Genomic DNA, 20,065 nt, shown 5'->3' on the forward strand with positions numbered 1-20,065 from the left:
CCGGTCCGCCACGCACCCGCATTCATTTGACATGCTCAACTTTGACCCGTTACATGAAGGGTATTGCTTGAGCATATCAAGCTTCATGTTTCACGCGTCTTACGTCTCGCGTCTCGTAGGGAGCACCCCCCATGCCCTCCGTACTCTTCGTCCTCACCGGTGCCGACCACTGGACCCTCAGCGACGGCACCGCCCACCCCACCGGTTTCTGGGCCGAGGAACTCGCCGCACCGCACCGCGTCTTCACCCAGGCCGGCTTCGACATCACCATCGCCACCCCGGGCGGAGTCGCGCCCACCGTGGACGCCGGCAGCCTCGCAGCCGAGGCCAACGGGGGCCAGGAGCAGGCCGACGCCGTGGCCTCGTACCTCGCCTCGATCGACGAGACGCTCCGCATCCCCGCCCGGCTCGAGGATGTCGTGCCCACCTCGTACGACATCGTCTTCTACCCCGGCGGCCACGGCCCCATGGAGGACCTGGCCGTCAACGAGGTGTCCGGACGGCTGCTCACCGCCGCGCTGGACTCCGGCACCCAGGTGGGCGTCCTGTGCCACGCGCCCGCCGCCCTGCTGCCCGCCCGCCGCGAGGACGGCAGCTGGCCGTTCGCCGGCTACCGCATGACGGGCTTCAGCAACGCCGAGGAGACCCAGGCCGGTTTCGCCGCCAAGGCGCCCTGGCTGCTGGAGAACCGCCTCACCGAGCTCGGTGCCGACTACACCGCGGCCGAGCCGTGGGCGGTGCACACCGTGCACGACCGCAATCTGCACACCGGCCAGAACCCCGCCTCCTCCGAGCAGCTGGCCCGCGAGATCATGGCGGCCCTGTGAGCGCCGCCGCGCCCGTGCGGGAAGCCCCCGCCGATGTCGTCGCGCGCCTCCGCGCGGCCTTCCGCACCGGACGCACACGGGACCTCGCCTGGCGCACGGACCGGCTGACCCGGCTCCGCGCCCTGCTCACCGAGCGGGGTGACGACCTGGCCGAGGCGCTCCGCGCCGACCTGGGCAAGAGCCGCAAGGAGGCCTACCGGACCGAGATCGACTTCACGGTCCGCGAGATCGACCACACCCTGGAGCACCTCGCGGAGTGGCTGCGCCCCGAGCCGGCCCCCGTCCCCGCGGCCCTCGCCAAGGCCACCGCGAGCACCGTGCAGGACCCGCTCGGCGTCGTCCTCGTCATCGCGCCCTGGAACTACCCGGTGCAGCTGCTGCTCGCGCCGGTCGCCGGAGCACTCGCCGCGGGCAACACCGTGGTCGCGAAGCCGAGCGAGCTGGCGCCCGCCACCTCCGCGGCCCTGGCCCGGCTGCTGCCCGAGTACCTGGACGGCGACACGGTCACCGTGGTGGAGGGCGGGATCCCGGAGACCACCGCGCTGCTGGCCGAGCGGTTCGACCACATCTTCTACACCGGCAACGGCACGGTCGGCCGCATCGTGATGACGGCCGCCGCCCGGCACCTCACGCCGGTCACCCTGGAACTGGGCGGCAAATCGCCCGTGTTCGTCGACCGCGACACGGACCTGAGGACGGTGGCCGCGCGGCTCGCCGCGGGGAAGTTCCTCAACGCCGGCCAGACGTGCGTCGCCCCCGACTACGTCCTGACCGACCCGGAGACGGCACCCGCCCTGGCCGACGCCCTCGCCGCGGCGGTCGAGTCCCTCTTCGGCCCGGACGCCTCGGCCCACCCGGAGTACGGCCGGATCGTGAACGAGCGGCACTTCGACCGGCTCGTGGGCCTCCTCGGCTCCGGCCGTACGGTGACGGGCGGGGTCCACGACCGCGCCACGAAGTACATCGCGCCGACCGTGCTGGCCGACGTGGCACCCGACGCCCCCGTGATGGGCGAGGAGATCTTCGGCCCCGTCCTGCCGATCGTGACGGTCGGCGGCCTCGACGAGGCCATCGCCTTCATCAACGACCGGGACAAGCCGCTGGCGCTCTACGCCTTCACGCAGAACCCCGCCGTACGGGAACGGCTGCTGGCCGAGACCTCGTCCGGCGGGGTGGGCCTCGGCCTGCCGCTCGCCCACCTGACCGTGTCGGACCTGCCGTTCGGCGGGGTCGGCGAGAGCGGCATGGGCAACTACCACGGCCGGTACTCCCTGGAGACGTTCAGCCACCGCAAGGCGGTCCTGGACACCCCGCTGGGCTGACCGCGCGCCGACGACGGGAGGGCGCGACCATCTGCGGTCGCGCCCTCCCGTCGTACGCGGGTGTGCCGGTCAGACTCCGGCGTAGGAGTGCTTGCCGGTGACGAAGATGTTGACGCCGTAGTAGTTGAAGAGCCAGCAGCCGAAGGCGATCAGCGCCAGGTAGGCCGCCTTGCGTCCCTTCCAGCCGGCCGTCGCGCGCGCGTGCAGGTAGCAGGCGTAGGCGACCCAGGTGATGAAGGACCAGACCTCCTTGGGGTCCCAGCCCCAGTAGCGGCCCCAGGCGTCGCCCGCCCAGATCGCTCCCGCGATGATCGTGAACGTCCACAGCGGGAAGACGGCGGCGTTGATGCGGTACGAGAAGGTGTCCAGCGTCTTCGCGGCGGGCAGCCGCTCCAGGACGGAGGCGGCGAACTTCCCGGGCGTGCCACCGTTCGCGATCTTGTTCTCGTAGCTGTCGCGGAACAGGTAGAGCAGCGTGCCGACGGCGCCGAGGTAGAAGACCGCGCCGCAGATGATGGCGGTGGAGACGTGGATCCACAGCCAGTAGGAGTGCAGCGCCGGGACCAGCTGGTCGCTGTCGGTGTACAGCGTGGTGGTGGCGATGCCGAGGTCCAGCAGGACCGTGGTGACCAGGAGCAGACCGATCCAGCGGACGTTCTTCCTCAGCGCCAGGAGGATCAGGTAGGCCCCGACCGCCACGGTGGAGAAGGTGATCGAGAACTCGTACATGTTGCCCCAGGGGGCCCGCTGCACCGACAGGGCGCGCGCGACGACCCCGCCCGCCTGGACGGCGAAGGCGACGACGGTCAGGGAGACCGCGATCCGTCCCCAGAGGTCACCCTTGAAGGTGCCGCCGGCGGCACCGGGGCCGTCGGGGACGTCCCGGGTCCCCGCCGCCGAGCGCGTGACGACCGTCGGGCGCTCCAGCACGGCGGTGCCGCCGTCCTTCTGCGCGCCCCCCACCTCCACCGCGGAGCCGTCGGTGGTCAGCGCGGCGGCGGTGCGGCCGACCTTGCTGCGGCTGCCGAACACCCACTCGGCGATGTGCGCGAAGAAGGCCAGGGTGTAGACGGCCATCGAGGAATAGATCAGCGTGTTGCTGATGTTCGCCAGATTCTCGTTGGTTGCGGCGGCGAGATTCACTTCTCAGCCCCTTCGGCAGGTGCTTCGGCAGATTGTCCGGGCTCGGTCCCTGGCGTGGGACCGGGCGTGGGACCGGGCGTGGGACCGGGCGTGGGACCGGGTGTGGGGTCGGGCGCGGCAGGCGCCTCGGTGTGGAGGGCGACCGCGAGGTCGCCCAGCTCCTCGGGGAGCTTCGCGGACTCGCTGCGGCCCAGGCCCGCCATCTCGACGACGGTGACGCCGTCCGCTCCCCGCACGGCCCGCACCCACACCCGGCGGCGCTGGATGAAGAGGGAACCGGCGAGGCCGAGGATGGCGGCGACGGCTCCGCCGAGGGCCCAGCCCGCGGCGGGCTGACGGGTGATCTGGAAGCTCGCCCACTCCTCGACGCTCTCGAAGGTGATCGAGCCCGCGCCGTCGGGAAGCTTCATGGTCTCGCCGGGGCGCAGCCGCTTCTTGAGCTTGTCGCCGTTGCTGTCCTTGAATTCCTTCATCTTGGACGTGTCGAGCTGGTAGACGTTCTGCGGCAGTCCGGAGTTGACGCCGAGGCTGCCGTAGTAGCCGTTGAGCGCGAGGACCGGGTAGTCGGCGCCGGGGTACTGCGAGAACATCGTGCCCTGGCCGTCACCGGCGAACGTCGGGACGAAGAAGGCCTGGAACCCGAGCTGTTCCTTCGCGCCGGAGGCGTCCTTGTACCCGTCCATCACCTTGATCGCTCCGGTCGAGGTGACGTTGTTGTCGATGGGCAGCAGGGGTACGGCGCTCCGGTAGACCTCCTTGCCCCTGCCGTCCTTGACGGAGATGACCGGCGCGTAGCCGTGCGCGTTGAGGTAGACCTTCGTGCCGTCGACGACGAGCGGCTTGTTGACCTCGATGACCTTCTTCTTCGGCTCACCGTCCGCGCCCTCGGAGTACGTGACGCGGGCCTCGTAGGTCCGGGGCGTGCCGCGCTGCGGTCCGTTGCGCTCGTACGTGCCGATGAAGTCCTGCAGGTCGAAGCTGAACGGGGCGAGGTCGTCGTTGTCGAAGAGCGAGCCGGACTTGAAGTCGTCGTACTGGGTGATCGTGTTGGCGAAGCCGTCGCCCTCGACGACCAGCTTGCCGCCTTCGGACTTGAAGAGCTGCCCTCCGGCGAACGCGACCAGCATGACGATCAGCGCGATGTGGAAGAGCAGGTTGCCGGTCTCGCGCAGATAGCCCTTCTCGGCGGCCACCGCGTCCCCGGCCTCGTGCGAGCGGAAGCGCCGCCCGCGCAGGATGCGCAGCGCGGCCTCGCGGACCTGCTCGGGGTCGGCGTCGGTGCGCCACGTCGTGTAGGCGGGCAGCCGGGTCAGCGTCTTCGGGGCGCCTGGCGGGCGGCTGCGCAGCTGGCCGACGAACTGGCCGGTGCGCGGGACGATGCAGCCGATCAGCGAGACGAACAGCAGGATGTAGATCGCGGAGAACCACACCGAGCTGTAGACGTCGAAGAACTGCAGCTTCTCGTAGACCGGGGAGACCGCGGTGTGGGCCTCCTTGAAGGTCTGCACCTTCACCTCGTCCACGCTGTTCTGCGGGATCAGCGAGCCGGGGATGGCGCCGAGCGACAGCAGGAGGAGCAGGATCAGGGCGACCCGCATGGAGGTGAGCTGCCGCCAGAACCACCGGGCCCAGCCGATGACACCCATGGCGGGTACGGAGGAGGCGAGCTCCTCGCGCGGGGCGGTGGAGAGCTGCTCCCCGGCCCGGCCGAGGTCGCGTTCGTCCGTGGTGTGCGTGTTGCTCATGGACTCAGATCCCTACAGTGAAGCCGTTGGACCAGCTCTGCGTCTCCTGGATGAGCGCGTCCCAGGCGCCCGTCAGCAGGAGCAGCCCGGTCACGATCATCATGCCGCCGCCGATCCGCATCACCCAGGCGTAGTGGCGCTTGACCCAGCCGAACGCGCCGAGTGCCCGGCGGAAGGCGAGCGCCGCCAGGACGAAGGGGACACCGAGCCCGAGACAGTACGCGACGGACAGGACGGCCCCGCGTCCCGCGGTCGCCTGGTCGAACGCGAGGGCGTTGACGGAGGCCAGCGTCGGGCCGAGGCACGGGGTCCAGCCGATCCCGAAGAGGGCGCCGAGCAGTGGTGCGCCCGTCAGGCCGGTCACCGGCCTCCTGTGGATGCGGAACTCGCGCTGCGTCATCCAGGGCATGAGCCCCATGAAGAAGATCCCCATGAGGATCATCAGCACGCCGAGGACCTTGGAGAGCGTCCCGCTGTACCCCTGGAGCGTCTGGCCGAAGAAGCCGAAGAGCGCACCCCCGGACACGAACACGACGGTGAAGCCGAGGACGAAGAGCGAGGCACCGGCGACGGTCCTGCCCCGTCGCCGCTCGGCGAGGTCCGCGCCGCTGACCCCGGTGACGTAGCTGAGGTAGCCGGGCACCAGCGGCAGGACGCACGGCGAGAAGAAGGAGACGAGACCGCCGAGCAGCGCGATGGGCAGCGCCACTATGAGGGCGCCGTCGGCGACCGTCGCGTTTCCGCCGGCGACCGCGGCCAGCTCGAGCACCGGGGTCACTTCTCGGCGACCAGCGGGTCGATCATCTCGCGCAGCTTGGTGGCGTCGAGGGCGGCGAGCGAGCGGGCGGCGAGCTTCCCCTCCCGGTCGACGACCACGGTCGACGGGATGGCCTGCGGGTTCAGCGTGCCCTTCGGGAAGCGCAGGAGCAGCTTCCCGGTCGGGTCGTAGAGGCTCGGGTAGGTGATCCCGAAGTCCTCCTCGAAGCTGGCCGCGAGGGACTTCTGGGGGTCCCGGGTGTTGACCCCGACGAACTGGACGCCCTGGTCCGCGGTCGCCTTCGCCACCTTCTCGAAGTGCTTGGCCTCGGCGCGGCAGGGGCCGCACCACGATCCCCAGAAGTTGAGGACGACGACCTTGCCCTTGTAGTCGGCGACGTCGAGGGCCTTGCCGTCCAGCGTGGTGCCGTCGAGCTTCGGCGCTTCGGTGCGTTCGCCCTTGGCGACGGTGGAGACGCCACCGCTGCCGGTCACGAAGTTCGTGTTGCCGCCGCCGCCCGCCCTGGTGCCGTCACCACTGCACGCGGACAGGGTGAGCGCGCCGGCCGCAACGGTGGCGGCCAGCAGGGTGAAGCGGCGTCGGAGTGCGCGGCCAGAGCTCATGTGAAAAGTTTCGCATGGCAGTTCCGGGGATCTTGCCCACCCCCCTCCGTGCCCGTAAAGCCCCTTGTCAGGACTGTTTAAAGAAGGCGTTCCAGCCGCCGTCGGGCGACTGCCCGACCTGGAGCGTACGGAGCTTCGCGAGCACCGCGGGATCCTGTACGTCGAGCCAGTCGGCGAACTGCCGGAAGGAGACGAGGCGCACATCCGGCTTCCCCGCGATGTGTTTCAGCGCGTCCTCCACGGCGTCCATGTAGATACCGCCGTTCCACTCCTCGAAGTGGTTGCCGATGTAGAAGGGCGCGCGATTCGTCTCGTAGGCGCGGTCGAATCCGGCGATGTACGCCTGGGTGGCCTGGGTGCGCCACCCCGGATAGCGCGAGGGCATGCCGTTGGTCGAATTCTTCGACTGGTTGGCGAGGATGTTGTAGTCCATGGAGAGGACTTCGAAGGTGTGGCCGGGGAACGGAATGCCCTGGAGCGGAAGGTCCCAGACGCCCTGGCGCTTCTCGGGCCACATCTGGGTGCCGCCGGGCGAGCTCGCGTCGTAGCGCCAGCCCAGCTGCTTCGCGGTGGGGAGGAGGTTGTCCTGGCCGAGCAGGCAGGGCGTGCGGGCCCCGACCAGTTCCTTGCGGTAGTCGAACGGGAGCGGGTCGACGTCCGTCCAGCCGGTGTTCGTCCGCCATTCGGTGACGAACGAGATCGCCTGGTCGATCTCACTCTGCCATTGTGCGGGCGTCCAGTCGCCGACCGATCCGGAGCCACCGCAGAAATGCCCGTTGAAGTGGGTTCCGATCTCGTGCCCGTCGAGCCATGCGTCACGGACGTACTTCAGGGTCTGCCTGACGTGGTCGTCGGTGAGATAGCCGATGTCGGAGGCGCCCCGGGGGTTGTTGGGCGGGCGGTAGAGGGACTTCTTCGACTCGGGCAGCACATAGAGCCCGGAGAGGAAGAAGGTCATCGCCGCGTCGTGTTCCCTGGCCAGTTCGAGAAAGCGCGGGAAGAGCCCGTTGCCGACCTCCCCCGCCCCGTCCCAGGAAAAGATCACGAACTGCGGGGGCGTCTGGCCGGCTTCGAGGGGGACGGGGGCGGTGGGCTGATTCGGCTGCTTTCCGGTGTCAGAGGTGGAGCCGTCACCGATCAGCCTGACCTGTTTTCCGGGAGGGCCTCCGCCATTCCCGTGGGTTCCTTTACCGCCCTTGGGGCCCTTCTCGGGATCGTGCGGGCCGTCGCCGGAAGAACCGAGGGAGCCGCAGCCCGTCATCGACAGTGCGGCTGCGGCTCCGAGTCCGGCCCCGAGCAGGCCCCTTCGCTTGATTTCACGCATAGCGTCCCCATCTGCGGTCGTATTACCTCAAGGCCATACAAACTGGCGATGGCTTAGATGAGGAAAGCAACACGACGGTTCCGCCGATAATCATAAAAGTTGTCACGTGAACAGACCCTTACAGGTGCTGCACATGGCATACAGGGCGGCGGCGTGCGGGGCTCGCCGCGCGGCGTACGGGCGGCTACGCCCCGAACGCCTTGGACTTCCCCTTGACCGGCTTCGCACCCGCGAGCAGATGCGCAGGCACCAGGTCCCGGGCCGGCTCCGTGTACCCGACGGAGACGATCGTGTCGCCCTGGTAGGTGAAGCTCGTCAGCGAGGCCAGGGTGCACTGCCGCTTGCGCGGGTCGTGCCACAGCCTGCGCCGCTCCACGAAGCTCCGCACGATCCAGATCGGCAGCTGGTGGCTGACGCAGACCGCCTCGTGCCCACGGGCGGCGTCACGCGCCGCGTCGAGGGCGCCCATCATCCGGACGACCTGCTCGATGTACGGCTCGCCCCAGGACGGCTTGAAGGGGTTGGTGAGGTGCTTCCAGTTCTCGGGCTTGCGCAGCGCGCCGTCGCCGACCCCGAAGGTCTTGCCCTCGAAGACGTTGGCGGCCTCGATGAGGCGCCCGTCGGTGGCCAGTTCCACGCTGTGCGACTTCGCGATCGGCGTGGCCGTCTCCTGGGCGCGCTCCAGCGGGGAGGCGACGACATGGGTGATGTCGCGCTTCTCCAGGTGCTCCGCGACCCGGTCGGCCATCCGGCGGCCGAGGTCCGAGAGGCTGTAGCCGGCCCGGCGCCCGTAGAGCACGCCGTCGGGGTTGTGCACCTCACCGTGGCGCATCAGGTGGACGACGGTGATGTCCTTGTCCGTGTGCTCGCTCATGCGGTGGCCTCCGATGCGGCGCGGGCGGCGGCGGGCAGCGCGGCGGCGACCCGCTCGAGGGCCCGCGCGTCGTGGGCGGTGGAGACGAACCAGGACTCGAAGGCGGACGGCGGCAGATACACACCCTGCTCCAGCATCGAGTGGAAGAACGCGGTGAAGCGGAAAGCTTCCTGCTTCTTCGCGTCCTCGTAGTTCCGGACGGGCTCGTCGGTGAAGAAGACGGAGAACATGTTGCTCGCCGCCGACACCGTGTGGGCCACGCCCGCCTTGGTGAACGCCTCGCCGACCAGGGAGCGCAGCTCCGCGGAGACCGCGTCGACCTTCGCGTAGGCCGCGTCGTCGAGCAGCCGCAGCTGGGCGAGGCCCGCCGCGGTGGCGACCGGGTTCCCGGAGAGGGTGCCGGCCTGGTAGACGGGGCCGGCGGGGGCCAGGTGGGCCATCACGTCGGCACGGCCGCCGAAGGCCGCGGCCGGGAAGCCGCCGCCCATCACCTTGCCGAACGTCATCAGGTCGGGCCGCACCCCGTCGACGCCGTACCAGCCGGCCTTCGACGTACGGAAGCCGGTCATCACCTCGTCGGAGATGTACAGCGCGCCGTCGGCCGCGCAGATCTCCTTCAGCCCGGCGTTGAAGCCGTCCAGCGGCGGCACGACGCCCATGTTGCCCGGCGAGGCCTCGGTGATCACACAGGCGATCTCACCCGGCTGCGCGGCGAAGGCGGCGCGCACGGCCTCCAGGTCGTTGTACGGCAGCACGATCGTGTCGCCCGCCTGGGCACCGGTCACGCCGGGCGTGTCGGGCAGGCCGAAGGTGGCGACCCCGGAGCCGGCCGCGGCCAGCAGCGCGTCGACGTGGCCGTGGTAGCACCCGGCGAACTTCACGACCTTGGCGCGCCCGGTGAATCCGCGGGCGAGCCGGATCGCGGACATGGTCGCCTCGGTACCCGAGGACACGAGCCGCACCTGCTCCACGGGCTCGATCCGGGCCACGATCTCCTCGGCGAGCGCGACCTCGCCCTCACCGGGCGTACCGAAGGAGGTACCCCGGGCCACCGCGTCCTGGACGGCCGCGATGACCTCGGGGTGCGCGTGGCCGAGGATCATCGGCCCCCACGAACACACGAGGTCGACGTACTCACGGCCGTCGGCGTCGGTGAGGTACGGACCCGTACCGGACACCATGAACCGGGGCGTACCGCCCACGGCCCGGAAGGCACGCACGGGGGAGTTCACGCCGCCGGGCGTCACGAGGGACGCGCGGTCGAAAAGCGTCTGTGAAACTGGGGCTTCGTATGAATACGCCACTTTGGTCCTGATCTGCGATTCGGGATTCGGGGGGCCTGGCCGGAATTCCCGGCAGCCGGTGAGCAGGGAGCGCGCTCTCCCCGTATGAGGCTCGTACAACGAAAGGGCGTCAGTCTCCTCGCGTCTGCGAAACTGAGTCGTCATAGGGAAAGCTCACACATGCCATGGTGTCAGAGGCGTCGACGGTCTTGCGGACAGGTGTTTCACCGCACGCCCGTGGGGGAGGTCACTGATGATGATCGGGTTGCGCGGCGGGGCTGTGTCTCCTAAGAAGTAGTCGGGTGGATGAGATATGCATCGCGGTGGCGGAGTGGGCGAAGGGACCGACGACCTGGGGCCCGAGCCTGCCCGGCGAGGGCGGCACCGGCGCGAGGCCGAGCGCGTACGGGACGCTCGGGCCGAGGGCGTACGGGACGCCCAGGCGGGCGGCGTCGACAGTTCGGGGAGCAGGAGCAGTGGACGGGTGGGGGTGACCTACAAATACTTCGGTGCCCCTGACGGGGCCACCGCCGCACGTGTGCCCATCTCCATGCGTCCCGAGGAGCTGGGCGGCGACGAGCTGGGCATGGGCGGCATGTTCAGCAAGATCAAGCCCGAGACGGTGGCGGCCATGGTCCTCACCGGCATACAGGGCATACCCCTGCACAAGGTCCCCCCGCTGGAGCTGGTCGTGCTCCATCCCGACTACGCGGTGGTCAAGCTGCCGATGACCGTGGTCGACCCCCTGCGGGACGTCGGCGAGGAATCGGTCGGCGCCGCGGCCTTCATCTGGTCCACGGTCCCGGACCGCGGAGGCCCCCGCGACGCCTTCAACGTCTACCAGCTGCTCCACGAGTGGCAGGACTTCTCCCACCGGCTGCACGACGCCGGACACCAGGCGTACTGCCTGGTGTGGCCCTGACCCGGGGACCGAGGAAGGGTGCCGCTTCCTCCGGCTCCCCCCGGTGTAGGAACATATGACGCATGACGGCGGATGAACTGCGTGTGGTCGTGGAGGCCGCGGACGACGGTGTCGTCCTGGTCCGTGTCCGGGGAAGCCTGGACGGATGGTCGGACCCGGGACTGGCCGGGGCCCTGGAGGAGGCCGCCGGGCGCGGCGGGCGGCTGACCGTGGCCGATCTGTCCCGGCTGGAGTTCGCCGACTCGACCGGGCTGCACGCCCTGCTGAACGCCCAGCGCCGCCACGACGAGGCCGGGGTGCGGCTGGTCCTGGCCGGACCGCTCGGGGCGGGCGTACGGCGGCTCTTCGAGGTCTCGGGCACGCTCGACGCCTTCACGTTCGCCGACACGGTGGACGCGGCGCTGGCATGCTGACCGGCCCCGGGCCACACCCCCCGGCGATCGGCCCCCCTTCCGGGGAGTGTGACCTGAGCCCCGTCGGGCAGGCGCAGAAGGTAATGGACGGGGAACGAGAAGCACTGCGGAACGGTACCGATCCGGCCGATGGGCCGGGGGAGGCCGTTCTCCCGGCCGCCCGGGAAAGGCCGGCGGGCACCGCGCCTCCGCCCGGAGTGCCGCGGAACGCGGCGGCCGCGCGTGACGTCGTCACCCGGCTCCTGGAGACGCAGTTCTGTGCGCTGGGCGGCGAAGGCCCGGCCGATGTCGTGGTGGCCGACGCCCTGCTGGTGACCTCGGAGCTCGTGACCAACGCGGTCAGGCACGGCGGCGGACTCACCGGATTCGCCGCGGAGATCACCGACGACGGCCTCCTCCTCACCGTCGCCGACGCCAGCACGCGGGCGCCGGTCACCGAGAAGCGCGACCCCGGGGTCGCCTCCGTCGGCGGCTACGGTTGGCTGCTGGTGCGGCGGCTGGCGACGCGGGTCTCCGTCACGTACTTCCCCGGGGGCAAGCACATCGTCGCGCTGGTCGCCCTCTCCTGAACGGCACGTCGTCCACGGGGCGCCCGTCCGCGCGGCCGGACCGCCCGCCCGTGAACCCCTTCCGGGGCAGAGGCGTCCGTGCGGCCGGGCGTGGACAGTTGGCATAATCCCCGCATGGTCAGCGAGCCTCTCGACAACTCCGCGCCGGCCGGCCCGCCCGTGGTGGCGGCCGAAGGAGAGATCGGCGGTCACTGGGTCGTCCGGGCCCAGGGCGATCTCGACTCGGACAGCATCGATCCCCTCTTCATCGCCGTGTGGCAGGCCGTGGCCGGGCACCCGGTCGTCGTGCTGGACACGTCCGCCGTCACCTTCGCGGACTCCTCGTTCCTGAGTCTCCTCATCGAGGTGCACCAGCGGACGGACCTGCGCATCGCCGCACCGGGGCCGGCCCTGGAGCGGCTCCTGCGGACCGCGGGGGTCGACCAGGTGCTCCGCAGCTATCCGTCGCTCGACGCGGCCCTCGGCGCGCCGCCGATCGCGTCCTGACCGGGACGCCGGCCCGGCAGTCGTGTCAGCCGGAGGGGGCGGGCGGCGGGACGGCCTGGTACCTGGCGTCGGCGGGCGGCGGGTCCTCCTCCGCCTGTTCGGCCTGGCCCCCGCCCCCGTCGAGGACGAAGAGCCGGCGGGTCCCGGTGACGTCCAGGATCCTGCGGAGGAAGGCCGGCGCGTTCTCCAGGTGCAGCGCCACACCGCGCGACGTCGTGCCGCGGTGGATCAGCAGCAGACCGGAGACGCCCGTCGAGTCGCACAGCCGGAGCCCGGAGCAGTCCAGGAAGAGGTCGCGCAGGCCGGGGTCGGCCACGAGGCAGGCCTGGGCGCGCTCCACGAGCTCCTCGGTGCTGTCGTAGTCCAGGTCACCGGCGAGACACAGACGTACGGCGCCCGGACCGGCCTCAACTGCCAGGGTGAAGGGCGGACAGGGAAGTTCGGTCATCCGAGGCTCCGTGGTTGTGGCCGGCGGTTGCCAGGAAGGCGTCCAGGACGGTGCGCGCCTGGCCGAGCAGCCGGGTGGATCGGGGGAAGTCCTTGAGCTCCGTCCCCAGGACGTCGAGGACCGGCCTCAAGGACAGGGCCGGGACCCGCCGGGCCTCGAGGATGCCCGCGGTCCACTCCAGGAAGCCGGTGAAGAGCTCGTCGTCGTCCATGTAGAGGGCGACGCCCAGATGGTCGACGATGTGGGCGATGTCCTGCGCCGTGTGCTCGCGTTGCTGTTCCGTGTAGGCAGCCGCCGCGGGGAAGCGGCTCTCCAGCTGGGCCAGCACCTCCCGCACGAGCTGCGGCCTGCTGCGCACGACGAGGGTGTACTCCTGGTCGCCGAGGTGCGGCAGATCGTCGATCTGCTGCCTGCCGGGGGGCGGCACCGGCACCGGGATGCCGTCCGCGATACGGCGTGCCGCGGAGCGTGCGTCGGGCTCCCAGGCGTCGGCGCCCAGCCGGCGCGCGTGCCGTCCGTCGGGCCCGAACGCCGCTCCGCCGGCCAGCACGGGCACGCCCACGGCCTGGCAGGCGGTGATCGCTGCGTGCGCGGTGGGCAGCCGGGTGGGGATCGAGGAGGACAGTGCGACCACGTCCGCACCGTGGTCGTGCAGGTGCCCGATGAGGTGCGGCGTGGGCACCTGGGCCCCGAGGAAGTCGACCTGCCATCCGCGCAGCGTCAGGACCTCGGCCAGCAGACGGGCCGGCAGCACGTGCCATTCCTGGTCCACACAGGCCACGGTGACCCGGCCCAGCCTCGGCGTGGTGCGCACGGCCGGGTGGTGGGCGAGGGCGGCGACGATCCTCTCGGCGATGGCGCTGGCCGCGTGCTCCTGCGCCACGCCGATCCGGTTGGCCGCCCACTCGGTGCCGACCCGTGCCTGCACCGGGGCGATGACGTCGAGCAGGACGGTCTCCGCGTCGGTCCCGTCGTCCAGGGCGGCGAAGACCACCGAGGCGGCCGCGTGTTCGTCCCGGTCGGTGACCGCGGCCCACAACCGGTCCTGAAGGCCGCGCACTCCTGGCGCGGCATGTGTGTGCGTACTCATGCCGTGTACCTGCCCCGGGTGTGGCCGTCCACCGCGCTCAGGTGGGTGGTCGGCGGGGCGGTGATCGCGACGAGCGCCATGTCGTCGTGCCTGCCGTCGTGCAGCCACTGGGACGCGAGCATCTGGACGTGCTCGACCACGGCGGTGCCCGGCATGCCCCCGCACTCCCCCATGGCCCGCTTCAGCCGCTCCTCGCCGAAGAGTTCGTCGCCGAGGGGGCCGCCGCGCGCCTCGGTCACGCCGTCGGTGTAGAGCAGACACGTCTCGCCCGGACGGAGGTAGGTCTCCACGGTGCGGGCCTCGATGTGGGGCAGCGCCCCGACGAGGGTTCCCCGGGTCTCGATCTCCTCGACGCGGCCGTCGTTGCGGATCACCAGGGGGGCGGGGTGGCCCGCCGACGTGAGGCGCAGGCGCACCCGGTTCTCCTCGCGCCGGACCGAAGCCAGCACGAGGGTCGCGAAGCGGGTGTGGTGCGAGTTGAGGAGCGCCCCGTTGAGCAGGCGCAGCATCTGTTCGTGGTCGCCCGCCATCGGCGTCAGGGCCTGCAGCGTGTTGCGGATCTTGCCGGTGAGTACGGCCGCGTCCAGACCCTTTCCGCACACGTCGCCGAGGACGGCCAGGGACGCGTCGTCGGGTGTGCTGCCGGGGTGTACGTCGTAGAAGTCGCCGCCCACCCGGTCGCGCGCGGCGGAGGGCTGGTAGCCGCCGGCGAACTCGACTCCGTTCACCCGGTTCAGCCGGGGCGGCAGCAGATCCCGCATCAGGGTGCGCGTGATGTCGCTCTGCTCGGCGTACAGCCGGGCGGCGGACAGGGCGGCGCCGGCCCGCGCGGCGAACAGCCGGGCGAAGATCTCTTCGCTCTCGTTGAACTCGGTGGCACCCGTGCCGCGCAGCAGGACCAGGACGCCCGCCGGGACCCCGTGACCCGGCAGCGGGGTGACGGCGGCCGACCCGACGGTGCCGGAGAAGTCCTCCGGGATGAGCCAGCCGGGCAGTGCCGCCGGGTCTATCCAGCGGGAGGGAACGGGCGGGAAGCCCTGCAAGGCCTCGCTCAGGCCGGGGACCTCGGCGGGGTCCGCCGTCACCGTGCCGCGTTCCGCGGTCCCGCCTCCGACCGCGTACGCCATGGGCAGCTTCCGCCCGGCGGCGGGAACGATGACCACGGCGGCCTCGGCGAGGTGCTGGGAAGCGAGTTGGGCGGTGACCTGCATGCAGCGGTCGGTGTTCAGCGATGCCAGCAGGACGTTCGACGCCTCGGCCAGGAAGGCGGTGCGCTCCCGCTCCGTGGCCAGTTCCTCCTCGACGAGCTGCCGGCCGGTGTCGTCGACCAGCCACCACACCACGTCGCCGTCAGGGTCCGGGGCCGGATGTGCCTCGAAGCTCCGCGCACCGATCCTGCCGCGGTAGGCGGGGCGGGGCGGCGCCGGGGCCGGGTCGTCTCCGGCGGTGCGGCCGGTGGGGACCGCCGTCTCCCGGTGGGCGTCCGTCAGCCAGGACGGCGCCGCCTCCGAGAGGGCGATGCCCCGGGCCGCGCCGTCGAGGAGAGAGGCGGCTGCCGGGTTGAGGTCGATGACTGTTCCGGCCCTGTCGACGACGACGGCGGCGTACGGGGCCGTGCCCCACAGGTCGGACGGTGACTGCTGCTCAGATCTCGTCGCGATGTGTTCCTTCAGAGGTGCCATGAGGGGGGACCCGCCTGCGGCGAGTCGCACCACCTTCCAACTGGACGAAACTTGCTTTCCCTTCGGCAACCATTGCCCAGCCGAGGAGCGCTTGGCAACCCACCCCCCTCGTGCGGGGGACGACCTGGAGCACCTTGCGCACCATCCCTCCTGCCCGCCTTCACGAGAAGCACACACCTCGCGCGAACTGCCCGGACAGGTGCCGGCCGGCGCCTCCCGCCGCACCGGCGGACCCGGTGGACCGGTGCTCCGGCGGGCCCGTCGGCGGCCGAGCCGGTCATCTGCCGCCCGGCGCGTCGTCCCCGGCGAGACCCGTCCGCGATGCCCGGGAGGCGCCTTCGGGAGGGCTTTCGACACAGGTGCCGCCGACACCGGCCCCTGTGTCGGTCATCACTCCGGGCGTCTCAGCCGCCGCCGGTGAGCCGGCCGCTGAGGGAGCCGTGGAGGTCGGCGCTCCGCTCGTTGAGACCCGTGATCTCGACGCTCTTCCCGCGCTGTTCGTACTTCGTGGTGACGGCGTCCAGGGTGGCCACCGCCGACGCGTCCCAGATGTGCGCGGCGGACAGGTCGATGACCACCTCCTCCGGATCGCCGGCGTAGTCGAACCGGCCGACGAGGTCGTTGGACGACGCGAAGAAGAGCTCTCCGAAGACGGAGTAGACGACCCGGCCGCCGTCCCGGTCGACGACGGACGTGACGTCGGCGAGGTGGGCGACCCGGCGGGCGAAGATGACCATGGCCGTGACCGATCCGACGACGACGCCGACGGCGAGGTTCTCGGTCAGCACGACACAGACCACCGTGACGATCATCACGACGATCTCCCCGGCGGGCATCCGCTTCAGGGTCCTCGGGGCGACGGAGTGCCAGTCGAAGGTGGCGAAGCACACCATGACCATGACCGCGACGAGGGCCGCCATGGGGATCCGGGAGACGAGCGGCCCGAACGCGATGCACAGCACCATCAGGAAGACACCCGCGAGGAACGTGGACAACCGGGTGCGGGCGCCGGAGACCTTCACGTTGATCATGGTCTGGCCGATCATGGCGCAGCCGCCCATGCCTCCCAGGAAGCCGGTCACGATGTTGGCGATGCCCTGGCCGACCGACTCACGGGTCTTGCTGGAGTGGGTGTCGGTGATCTCGTCGACCAGCTTGGCCGTCATCAGCGACTCCATCAGGCCGACCAGCGCCATGGCCAGCGCGTACGGCGCGACGGTGGTCAGGGTGTCCAGCGTGAAGGGCACGTCCGGCAGGCCGGGCACCGGCAGGGACGAGGGCAGTTCGCCCTTGTCGCCGACGGTCGGTACGGCGATGCCCGCGGCCACGGTGATCGCGGTCAGGATGACGATGGAGACCAGCGGGGCGGGGACCGCCCGGGTGATCCTCGGGAAGAGCACCATCAGGGCCAGGCCGCCGATGACCAGCGGGTACACGGGCCAGGGGACGTCGCTCAGTTCGGGGACCTGGCCCAGGAAGACCAGGATCGCCAGGGCGTTGACGAAGCCGACCATCACGCTGCGGGGCACGAACCGCATCAGCCTGGCGACGCCGAGCGCGCCGAGGACGACCTGGAAGACCCCGCCCAGGATGACTCCCGCGATCAGGTAGCCGAAGCCGTGCTCCCGGTTGAGCGGGGCGATGACGAGGGCGACCGCGCCCGTCGCGGCGGAGATCATCGCGGGCCTGCCGCCGACGACGGAGATGACGACGGCCATCGTGAAGGCGGCGAAGAGGCCGACCGCCGGGTCGACCCCGGCGATGATCGAGAACGAGATCGCCTCGGGGATCAGCGCCAGCCCCACGACGAGACCCGCCAGGGCCTCCGTGCGGAAGACCTTCGGGGACAGCCAGGACGGGCGGAAGCCGCGCGGCAGGCCGGCCCGGGACAGTACGGATGTGGACAAGGGAAGCGTGACCTGACGTTGCTCGGGCAGGCCCGGCGGACCGGGGCGTGCGGGGGGCGGAGGCCTGGCGGCGTCCCGCGGATCGTCCGCGTCGGCGGACGGAGGCATGGGGGACAGCGCACGACTGTCACCGGGGTGGTGGGCGGCGGCGAGGCGCGCGCTCCACCGGGGAGCAGGTCGCGCCGGGTGACCGAGTCCGCCGGCACCGCGGTGCGCCGGAGGCGTCATCGGTCCCGGCATACTGGCGACGGGCAACTCTACCCTAACGTTAGGGTAGAGACGGGAACGCCGTCCGCCCCTGGTCACGGCGTGAGTCGAGAGGTCGCATGTCCACCGTGAGCAGCGAGCACATGCAGATCGGCGAGGTCGCCGCGCGCACCGAGCTGTCGCTGCGCACCATCCGGCACTACGAGGAGACCGGGCTCGTGGCCCCCTCCGCCCGCTCCCGCGGCGGGTTCCGGCTGTACACCGAGGCGGACGTGGCCCGGCTGATGGTCATCCGCCGGATGAAGCCCCTGGGCTTCACCCTGGACGAGATGCGGGACCTGCTGGAGGCGGTCGACCGCCTCGACGCGGGCACGGAGCTGTCGACGGACGAGCGCGACGAACTCCTGGAGCGGGTCCGCACGTACGAGCGGGCCGCGTCCGAGCAGGTCGCCAAGGTGCGGGTCCAGCTGGCGCGGGCCGAGGAGTTCGCCCTGACCCTGCGCACGCGCCTGGAACGGGGCGGATCGCCGGAGGCCTGACTCCGGAGCTGCTCCTCGGGGGTGTGCTCCGGTTGTGTGCTCCGGGGCCCGGGGGATGCATCGCGCCCGGGTGCGGGACGCACCGGCCGCCGAGATGATTCTTCGGCCATTCATTGAAGCCCCGGCATGGATGACCTGCTGCTGACCCTGACCGTTCCGGCCGTGGTCGTGGCGAGCGGGTTGTACGCCGTCTGCGACTGCCGACGCCGGCGGCGGAACCCGCCACCGCCCTTCACCCGGCGGGCGTCCCGCCTCGCCGCACGCGAGGCGGTGATCCTGGCGGAGGCCGTCGTCGACAGCGCGTGCACGGCCCTCGGCAGGCTCTACGCCGACCCGGCGACCCCCCACCCGGCCGTCAGCGGCGCACCGGACTCCAGCCCGGATCGCGGCCCGTCACGGCCAGCGCCCGCTCGAAGGCCGTAGCCCCGGGCGATACGGGGAACGGCTCACCGAACACCTTCATCTCCCGCGCCTGCGGGGCCATCGCCTCCAGACCGGGCTCCAGTTCCGCCACCACGGAGGCGTCGGGCTCGAAGTCCTGGCCCGTCGCCCGGGCCAGGTCCCAGGCGTGCACGGTCATGTCCCCCAGCACCATGAGCCCGACCGTTCTGGCCGGGATCCCCATGCGTCCCGGCGTTCCTTCCTCCGCCCCCGGCTCGGCCCACGCCTTCGCCAACAGCGCCGACACGTCGCCGAACCGGCCGCGCCAGTCCCCCGTGACGACATCATCCGTCCGGCTGAAGTCGGTCGATCCCTTGACCGCGAGTGCCTGGAAGTTCTCGATCACGACGAAGAGATGGTTCAGCAGGGCCCGGACGTCGTAGTCGCTGCACGGCGTGGGCCCGGACAACTGGGCGTCGTCGATGCCCCGTACGACGGGGACCGCCCGCGCGGCGGCTTTCTCGAGGAGTTCGCTGATCGTCTTCATGTCTCCGACGATGCCTCCGGCCGGGCGCGACGTCTTGAAGAAACACGACAGCGCACCCGGCCGCCCGCCCTAGGATCCGACCATGGCCGGACCAGGACGCGAGACACGGGGCATCGTCGACGCCTCCGACCTGTTCACCCACGTCCGTTTCCGCCTCCGCGACCCCGCCCCCGCTCTCCGGACACATCTGGAGCACTACTGGCTGATCGACTGGGACCTCGCGGAGCCCTACATCTCGCAGGTGGTGCCGCACCCGAGCGTCCATCTGGTCTTCCAGCGCACGGATTCCGGCAGCGAGGCGGAGCGGGCCGGCTTCGCCGAGGTCTACGGCGTCGTGCAGGGCCTGTTCAGCCAGCGGCTGGAGGGCCGGGGACGGGTGTGCGGCGTGAAGTTCCGGCCGGGCGCCTTCCGGCCGTTCGCCCCTGGCCGGCCCGTGTCGGAATGGACCGGGCGCCGGGTCCCCGCCGACGAGGCTCTGGCCGCCCCCACGGACGGCCCTCCGGCCTCGGGGACCGCGCGGTCCGTGCTCGGCCCGGCCGACGAGGACGCCCGGGTCGCGGCACTGGACTCGTACCTGCTCCCGCTCGTGCCCCCGCCGGACCCGCAGGCGGAGCTCGCGACGGCGCTCGCCGAGCTCGTGCGCACGGACCGCTCACTGCTGCGCGTGGACGCCCTCGCCCGTGCGGGAGGCATGTCCGTGCGCTCGCTGCAGCGCCTGTTCTCCGCCTACGTGGGGGTGGGGCCCAAGTGGGTCATCCTCCGCCACCGCATCCACGAGGCCCTGCAACGCGCCGGGACGGACCCGGACCCCGACTGGGCGGAGCTCGCCGCCGATCTCGGCTACAGCGATCAGGCGCACCTGGTCAGGGACTTCACGGCGACGGTGGGCGTCCCCCCTGCCGCCTTCACGCAGCGCTGACCCCACGCCGGGCGGAAACCTCTCGCCGCCGCGCCCCGCACAATGGCATCCTGACCA

General features: G+C 71.2%; 20 protein-coding genes. 8 read left to right on the forward strand and 12 right to left on the reverse strand.

All coding sequences use genetic code 11. The annotated features are described in order from the left end of the window. Nucleotides 1–131 precede the first annotated feature (131 nt). Together OG488_RS16365 and OG488_RS16370 are read left to right on the forward strand one after the other, a co-directional pair. Nucleotides 132–827 carry a type 1 glutamine amidotransferase domain-containing protein gene (locus OG488_RS16365; RefSeq protein ID WP_329229979.1) on the forward strand — a complete coding sequence of 232 codons (696 nt, stop codon included), beginning with the start codon at nt 132–134 and terminating at the stop codon, nt 825–827. After that, entirely contained in the window at nt 824–2,149 is a 1,326-nt protein-coding gene (locus OG488_RS16370) for an aldehyde dehydrogenase family protein (RefSeq protein WP_329229980.1), read from the forward strand. Before OG488_RS16365 ends, OG488_RS16370 begins: the two co-directional genes overlap by 4 nt. Nucleotides 2,150–2,218: 69 nt before the next feature. On the opposite strand, the gene ccsB is transcribed toward OG488_RS16370, so the two are convergent. The 7 genes from ccsB to hemL all read right to left on the reverse strand — a co-directional run bounded on the left by ccsB (nt 2,219) and on the right by hemL (nt 9,919). Beyond that, on the reverse strand, nt 2,219–3,292 hold the full coding sequence (gene ccsB, locus OG488_RS16375) for a c-type cytochrome biogenesis protein CcsB (protein WP_329229982.1): 1,074 nt from the start codon (nt 3,290–3,292) through the stop codon (nt 2,219–2,221). Then, nucleotides 3,289–5,037, reverse strand: coding sequence for a cytochrome c biogenesis protein ResB (gene resB, locus OG488_RS16380; RefSeq protein WP_329229985.1), 1,749 nt, complete (start codon nt 5,035–5,037; stop codon nt 3,289–3,291). Before resB ends, ccsB begins: the two co-directional genes overlap by 4 nt. A 4-nt stretch (nt 5,038–5,041) precedes the next feature. Beyond that, nucleotides 5,042–5,815: a cytochrome c biogenesis CcdA family protein gene (locus OG488_RS16385; protein WP_329229987.1), complete on the reverse strand. Its 774-nt coding sequence runs from the start codon at nt 5,813–5,815 to the stop codon at nt 5,042–5,044. Further along, nucleotides 5,812–6,417, reverse strand: a complete 606-nt coding sequence (locus OG488_RS16390; RefSeq protein ID WP_329229989.1) for a TlpA family protein disulfide reductase — start codon at nt 6,415–6,417, stop codon at nt 5,812–5,814. Before OG488_RS16390 ends, OG488_RS16385 begins: the two co-directional genes overlap by 4 nt. Before the next feature lie 67 nt (nt 6,418–6,484). Then, nucleotides 6,485–7,741: a hypothetical protein gene (locus tag OG488_RS16395; RefSeq protein ID WP_329229992.1), complete on the reverse strand. Its 1,257-nt coding sequence runs from the start codon at nt 7,739–7,741 to the stop codon at nt 6,485–6,487. A 184-nt stretch (nt 7,742–7,925) separates the two neighbouring features. Further along, a complete protein-coding gene (locus OG488_RS16400) occupies nt 7,926–8,615 on the reverse strand; it encodes a histidine phosphatase family protein (RefSeq protein WP_329229993.1) in 690 nt (229 codons plus the stop codon). After that, on the reverse strand, nt 8,612–9,919 hold the full coding sequence (gene hemL, locus OG488_RS16405) for a glutamate-1-semialdehyde 2,1-aminomutase (RefSeq protein ID WP_329229995.1): 1,308 nt from the start codon (nt 9,917–9,919) through the stop codon (nt 8,612–8,614). Before hemL ends, OG488_RS16400 begins: the two co-directional genes overlap by 4 nt. 292 nt (nt 9,920–10,211) lie before the next feature. Between hemL and OG488_RS16410 the strand changes: the two genes are divergently transcribed. The 4 genes from OG488_RS16410 to OG488_RS16425 all read left to right on the forward strand — a co-directional run bounded on the left by OG488_RS16410 (nt 10,212) and on the right by OG488_RS16425 (nt 12,288). Continuing rightward, entirely contained in the window at nt 10,212–10,820 is a 609-nt protein-coding gene (locus OG488_RS16410) for a hypothetical protein (RefSeq protein ID WP_329229997.1), read from the forward strand. Between the two features lie 62 nt (nt 10,821–10,882). Next, entirely contained in the window at nt 10,883–11,233 is a 351-nt protein-coding gene (locus OG488_RS16415; protein WP_329229999.1) for an STAS domain-containing protein, read from the forward strand. Between the two features lie 197 nt (nt 11,234–11,430). Continuing rightward, a complete protein-coding gene (locus tag OG488_RS16420) occupies nt 11,431–11,802 on the forward strand; it encodes an ATP-binding protein (RefSeq protein WP_329230000.1) in 372 nt (123 codons plus the stop codon). 114 nt (nt 11,803–11,916) lie between these two features. Then, nucleotides 11,917–12,288 carry an STAS domain-containing protein gene (locus OG488_RS16425; protein WP_329230001.1) on the forward strand — a complete coding sequence of 124 codons (372 nt, stop codon included), beginning with the start codon at nt 11,917–11,919 and terminating at the stop codon, nt 12,286–12,288. A gap of 25 nt (nt 12,289–12,313) precedes the next feature. Here OG488_RS16425 and OG488_RS16430 read toward each other — a convergent pair whose 3' ends face one another. From OG488_RS16430 to OG488_RS16445, 4 genes are all read right to left on the reverse strand, one after another. Then, on the reverse strand, nt 12,314–12,736 hold the full coding sequence (locus OG488_RS16430; RefSeq protein WP_329230003.1) for an STAS domain-containing protein: 423 nt from the start codon (nt 12,734–12,736) through the stop codon (nt 12,314–12,316). Further along, nucleotides 12,696–13,826 (reverse strand): cobalamin B12-binding domain-containing protein, encoded by a 1,131-nt coding sequence (locus OG488_RS16435; protein WP_329230005.1) that lies wholly within the window; start codon nt 13,824–13,826, stop codon nt 12,696–12,698. Before OG488_RS16435 ends, OG488_RS16430 begins: the two co-directional genes overlap by 41 nt. Next, nucleotides 13,823–15,508 (reverse strand): PP2C family protein-serine/threonine phosphatase, encoded by a 1,686-nt coding sequence (locus OG488_RS16440; protein ID WP_329230007.1) that lies wholly within the window; start codon nt 15,506–15,508, stop codon nt 13,823–13,825. The genes OG488_RS16435 and OG488_RS16440 overlap by 4 nt, the downstream gene beginning before the upstream one ends. A 404-nt stretch (nt 15,509–15,912) precedes the next feature. Further along, nucleotides 15,913–17,415 (reverse strand): SulP family inorganic anion transporter, encoded by a 1,503-nt coding sequence (locus tag OG488_RS16445; RefSeq protein WP_329230009.1) that lies wholly within the window; start codon nt 17,413–17,415, stop codon nt 15,913–15,915. Nucleotides 17,416–17,741: 326 nt separating this feature from the next. Between OG488_RS16445 and OG488_RS16450 the strand changes: the two genes are divergently transcribed. Further along, nucleotides 17,742–18,161, forward strand: a complete 420-nt coding sequence (locus OG488_RS16450) for a MerR family transcriptional regulator (RefSeq protein WP_329230010.1) — start codon at nt 17,742–17,744, stop codon at nt 18,159–18,161. A 355-nt stretch (nt 18,162–18,516) separates the two neighbouring features. Here OG488_RS16450 and OG488_RS16455 read toward each other — a convergent pair whose 3' ends face one another. After that, nucleotides 18,517–19,089 carry a TIGR03086 family metal-binding protein gene (locus OG488_RS16455; RefSeq protein ID WP_329230012.1) on the reverse strand — a complete coding sequence of 191 codons (573 nt, stop codon included), beginning with the start codon at nt 19,087–19,089 and terminating at the stop codon, nt 18,517–18,519. Nucleotides 19,090–19,171: 82 nt separating this feature from the next. Here OG488_RS16455 and OG488_RS16460 point away from each other — a divergent pair, with 82 nt between their 5' ends. Further along, entirely contained in the window at nt 19,172–20,008 is an 837-nt protein-coding gene (locus OG488_RS16460; protein WP_329230014.1) for a helix-turn-helix domain-containing protein, read from the forward strand. The last annotated feature ends 57 nt before the right edge of the window (nt 20,009–20,065 follow it).

Source organism: Streptomyces sp. NBC_01460, from assembly GCF_036227405.1.
In the GTDB taxonomy this organism is placed as follows: Bacteria; Actinomycetota; Actinomycetes; order Streptomycetales; family Streptomycetaceae; genus Streptomyces.

Bases quoted from the DNA above. Each gene is read 5' to 3' on its own strand.
- OG488_RS16365 (WP_329229979.1), top strand. From the start codon at position 132: ATGCCCTCCGTACTCTTCGTCCTCACCGGTGCCGACCACTGGACCCTC.
- resB (WP_329229985.1), bottom strand. From the start codon at position 5,037: ATGAGCAACACGCACACCACGGACGAACGCGACCTCGGCCGGGCCGGG.
- OG488_RS16390 (WP_329229989.1), bottom strand. From the start codon at position 6,417: ATGAGCTCTGGCCGCGCACTCCGACGCCGCTTCACCCTGCTGGCCGCC.
- OG488_RS16395 (WP_329229992.1), bottom strand. From the start codon at position 7,741: ATGCGTGAAATCAAGCGAAGGGGCCTGCTCGGGGCCGGACTCGGAGCC.
- OG488_RS16400 (WP_329229993.1), bottom strand. From the start codon at position 8,615: ATGAGCGAGCACACGGACAAGGACATCACCGTCGTCCACCTGATGCGC.
- OG488_RS16410 (WP_329229997.1), top strand. From the start codon at position 10,212: ATGCATCGCGGTGGCGGAGTGGGCGAAGGGACCGACGACCTGGGGCCC.
- OG488_RS16415 (WP_329229999.1), top strand. From the start codon at position 10,883: ATGACGGCGGATGAACTGCGTGTGGTCGTGGAGGCCGCGGACGACGGT.
- OG488_RS16425 (WP_329230001.1), top strand. From the start codon at position 11,917: ATGGTCAGCGAGCCTCTCGACAACTCCGCGCCGGCCGGCCCGCCCGTG.
- OG488_RS16430 (WP_329230003.1), bottom strand. From the start codon at position 12,736: ATGACCGAACTTCCCTGTCCGCCCTTCACCCTGGCAGTTGAGGCCGGT.
- OG488_RS16435 (WP_329230005.1), bottom strand. From the start codon at position 13,826: ATGAGTACGCACACACATGCCGCGCCAGGAGTGCGCGGCCTTCAGGAC.
- OG488_RS16440 (WP_329230007.1), bottom strand. From the start codon at position 15,508: ATGGCACCTCTGAAGGAACACATCGCGACGAGATCTGAGCAGCAGTCA.
- OG488_RS16450 (WP_329230010.1), top strand. From the start codon at position 17,742: ATGTCCACCGTGAGCAGCGAGCACATGCAGATCGGCGAGGTCGCCGCG.
- OG488_RS16455 (WP_329230012.1), bottom strand. From the start codon at position 19,089: ATGAAGACGATCAGCGAACTCCTCGAGAAAGCCGCCGCGCGGGCGGTC.
- OG488_RS16460 (WP_329230014.1), top strand. From the start codon at position 19,172: ATGGCCGGACCAGGACGCGAGACACGGGGCATCGTCGACGCCTCCGAC.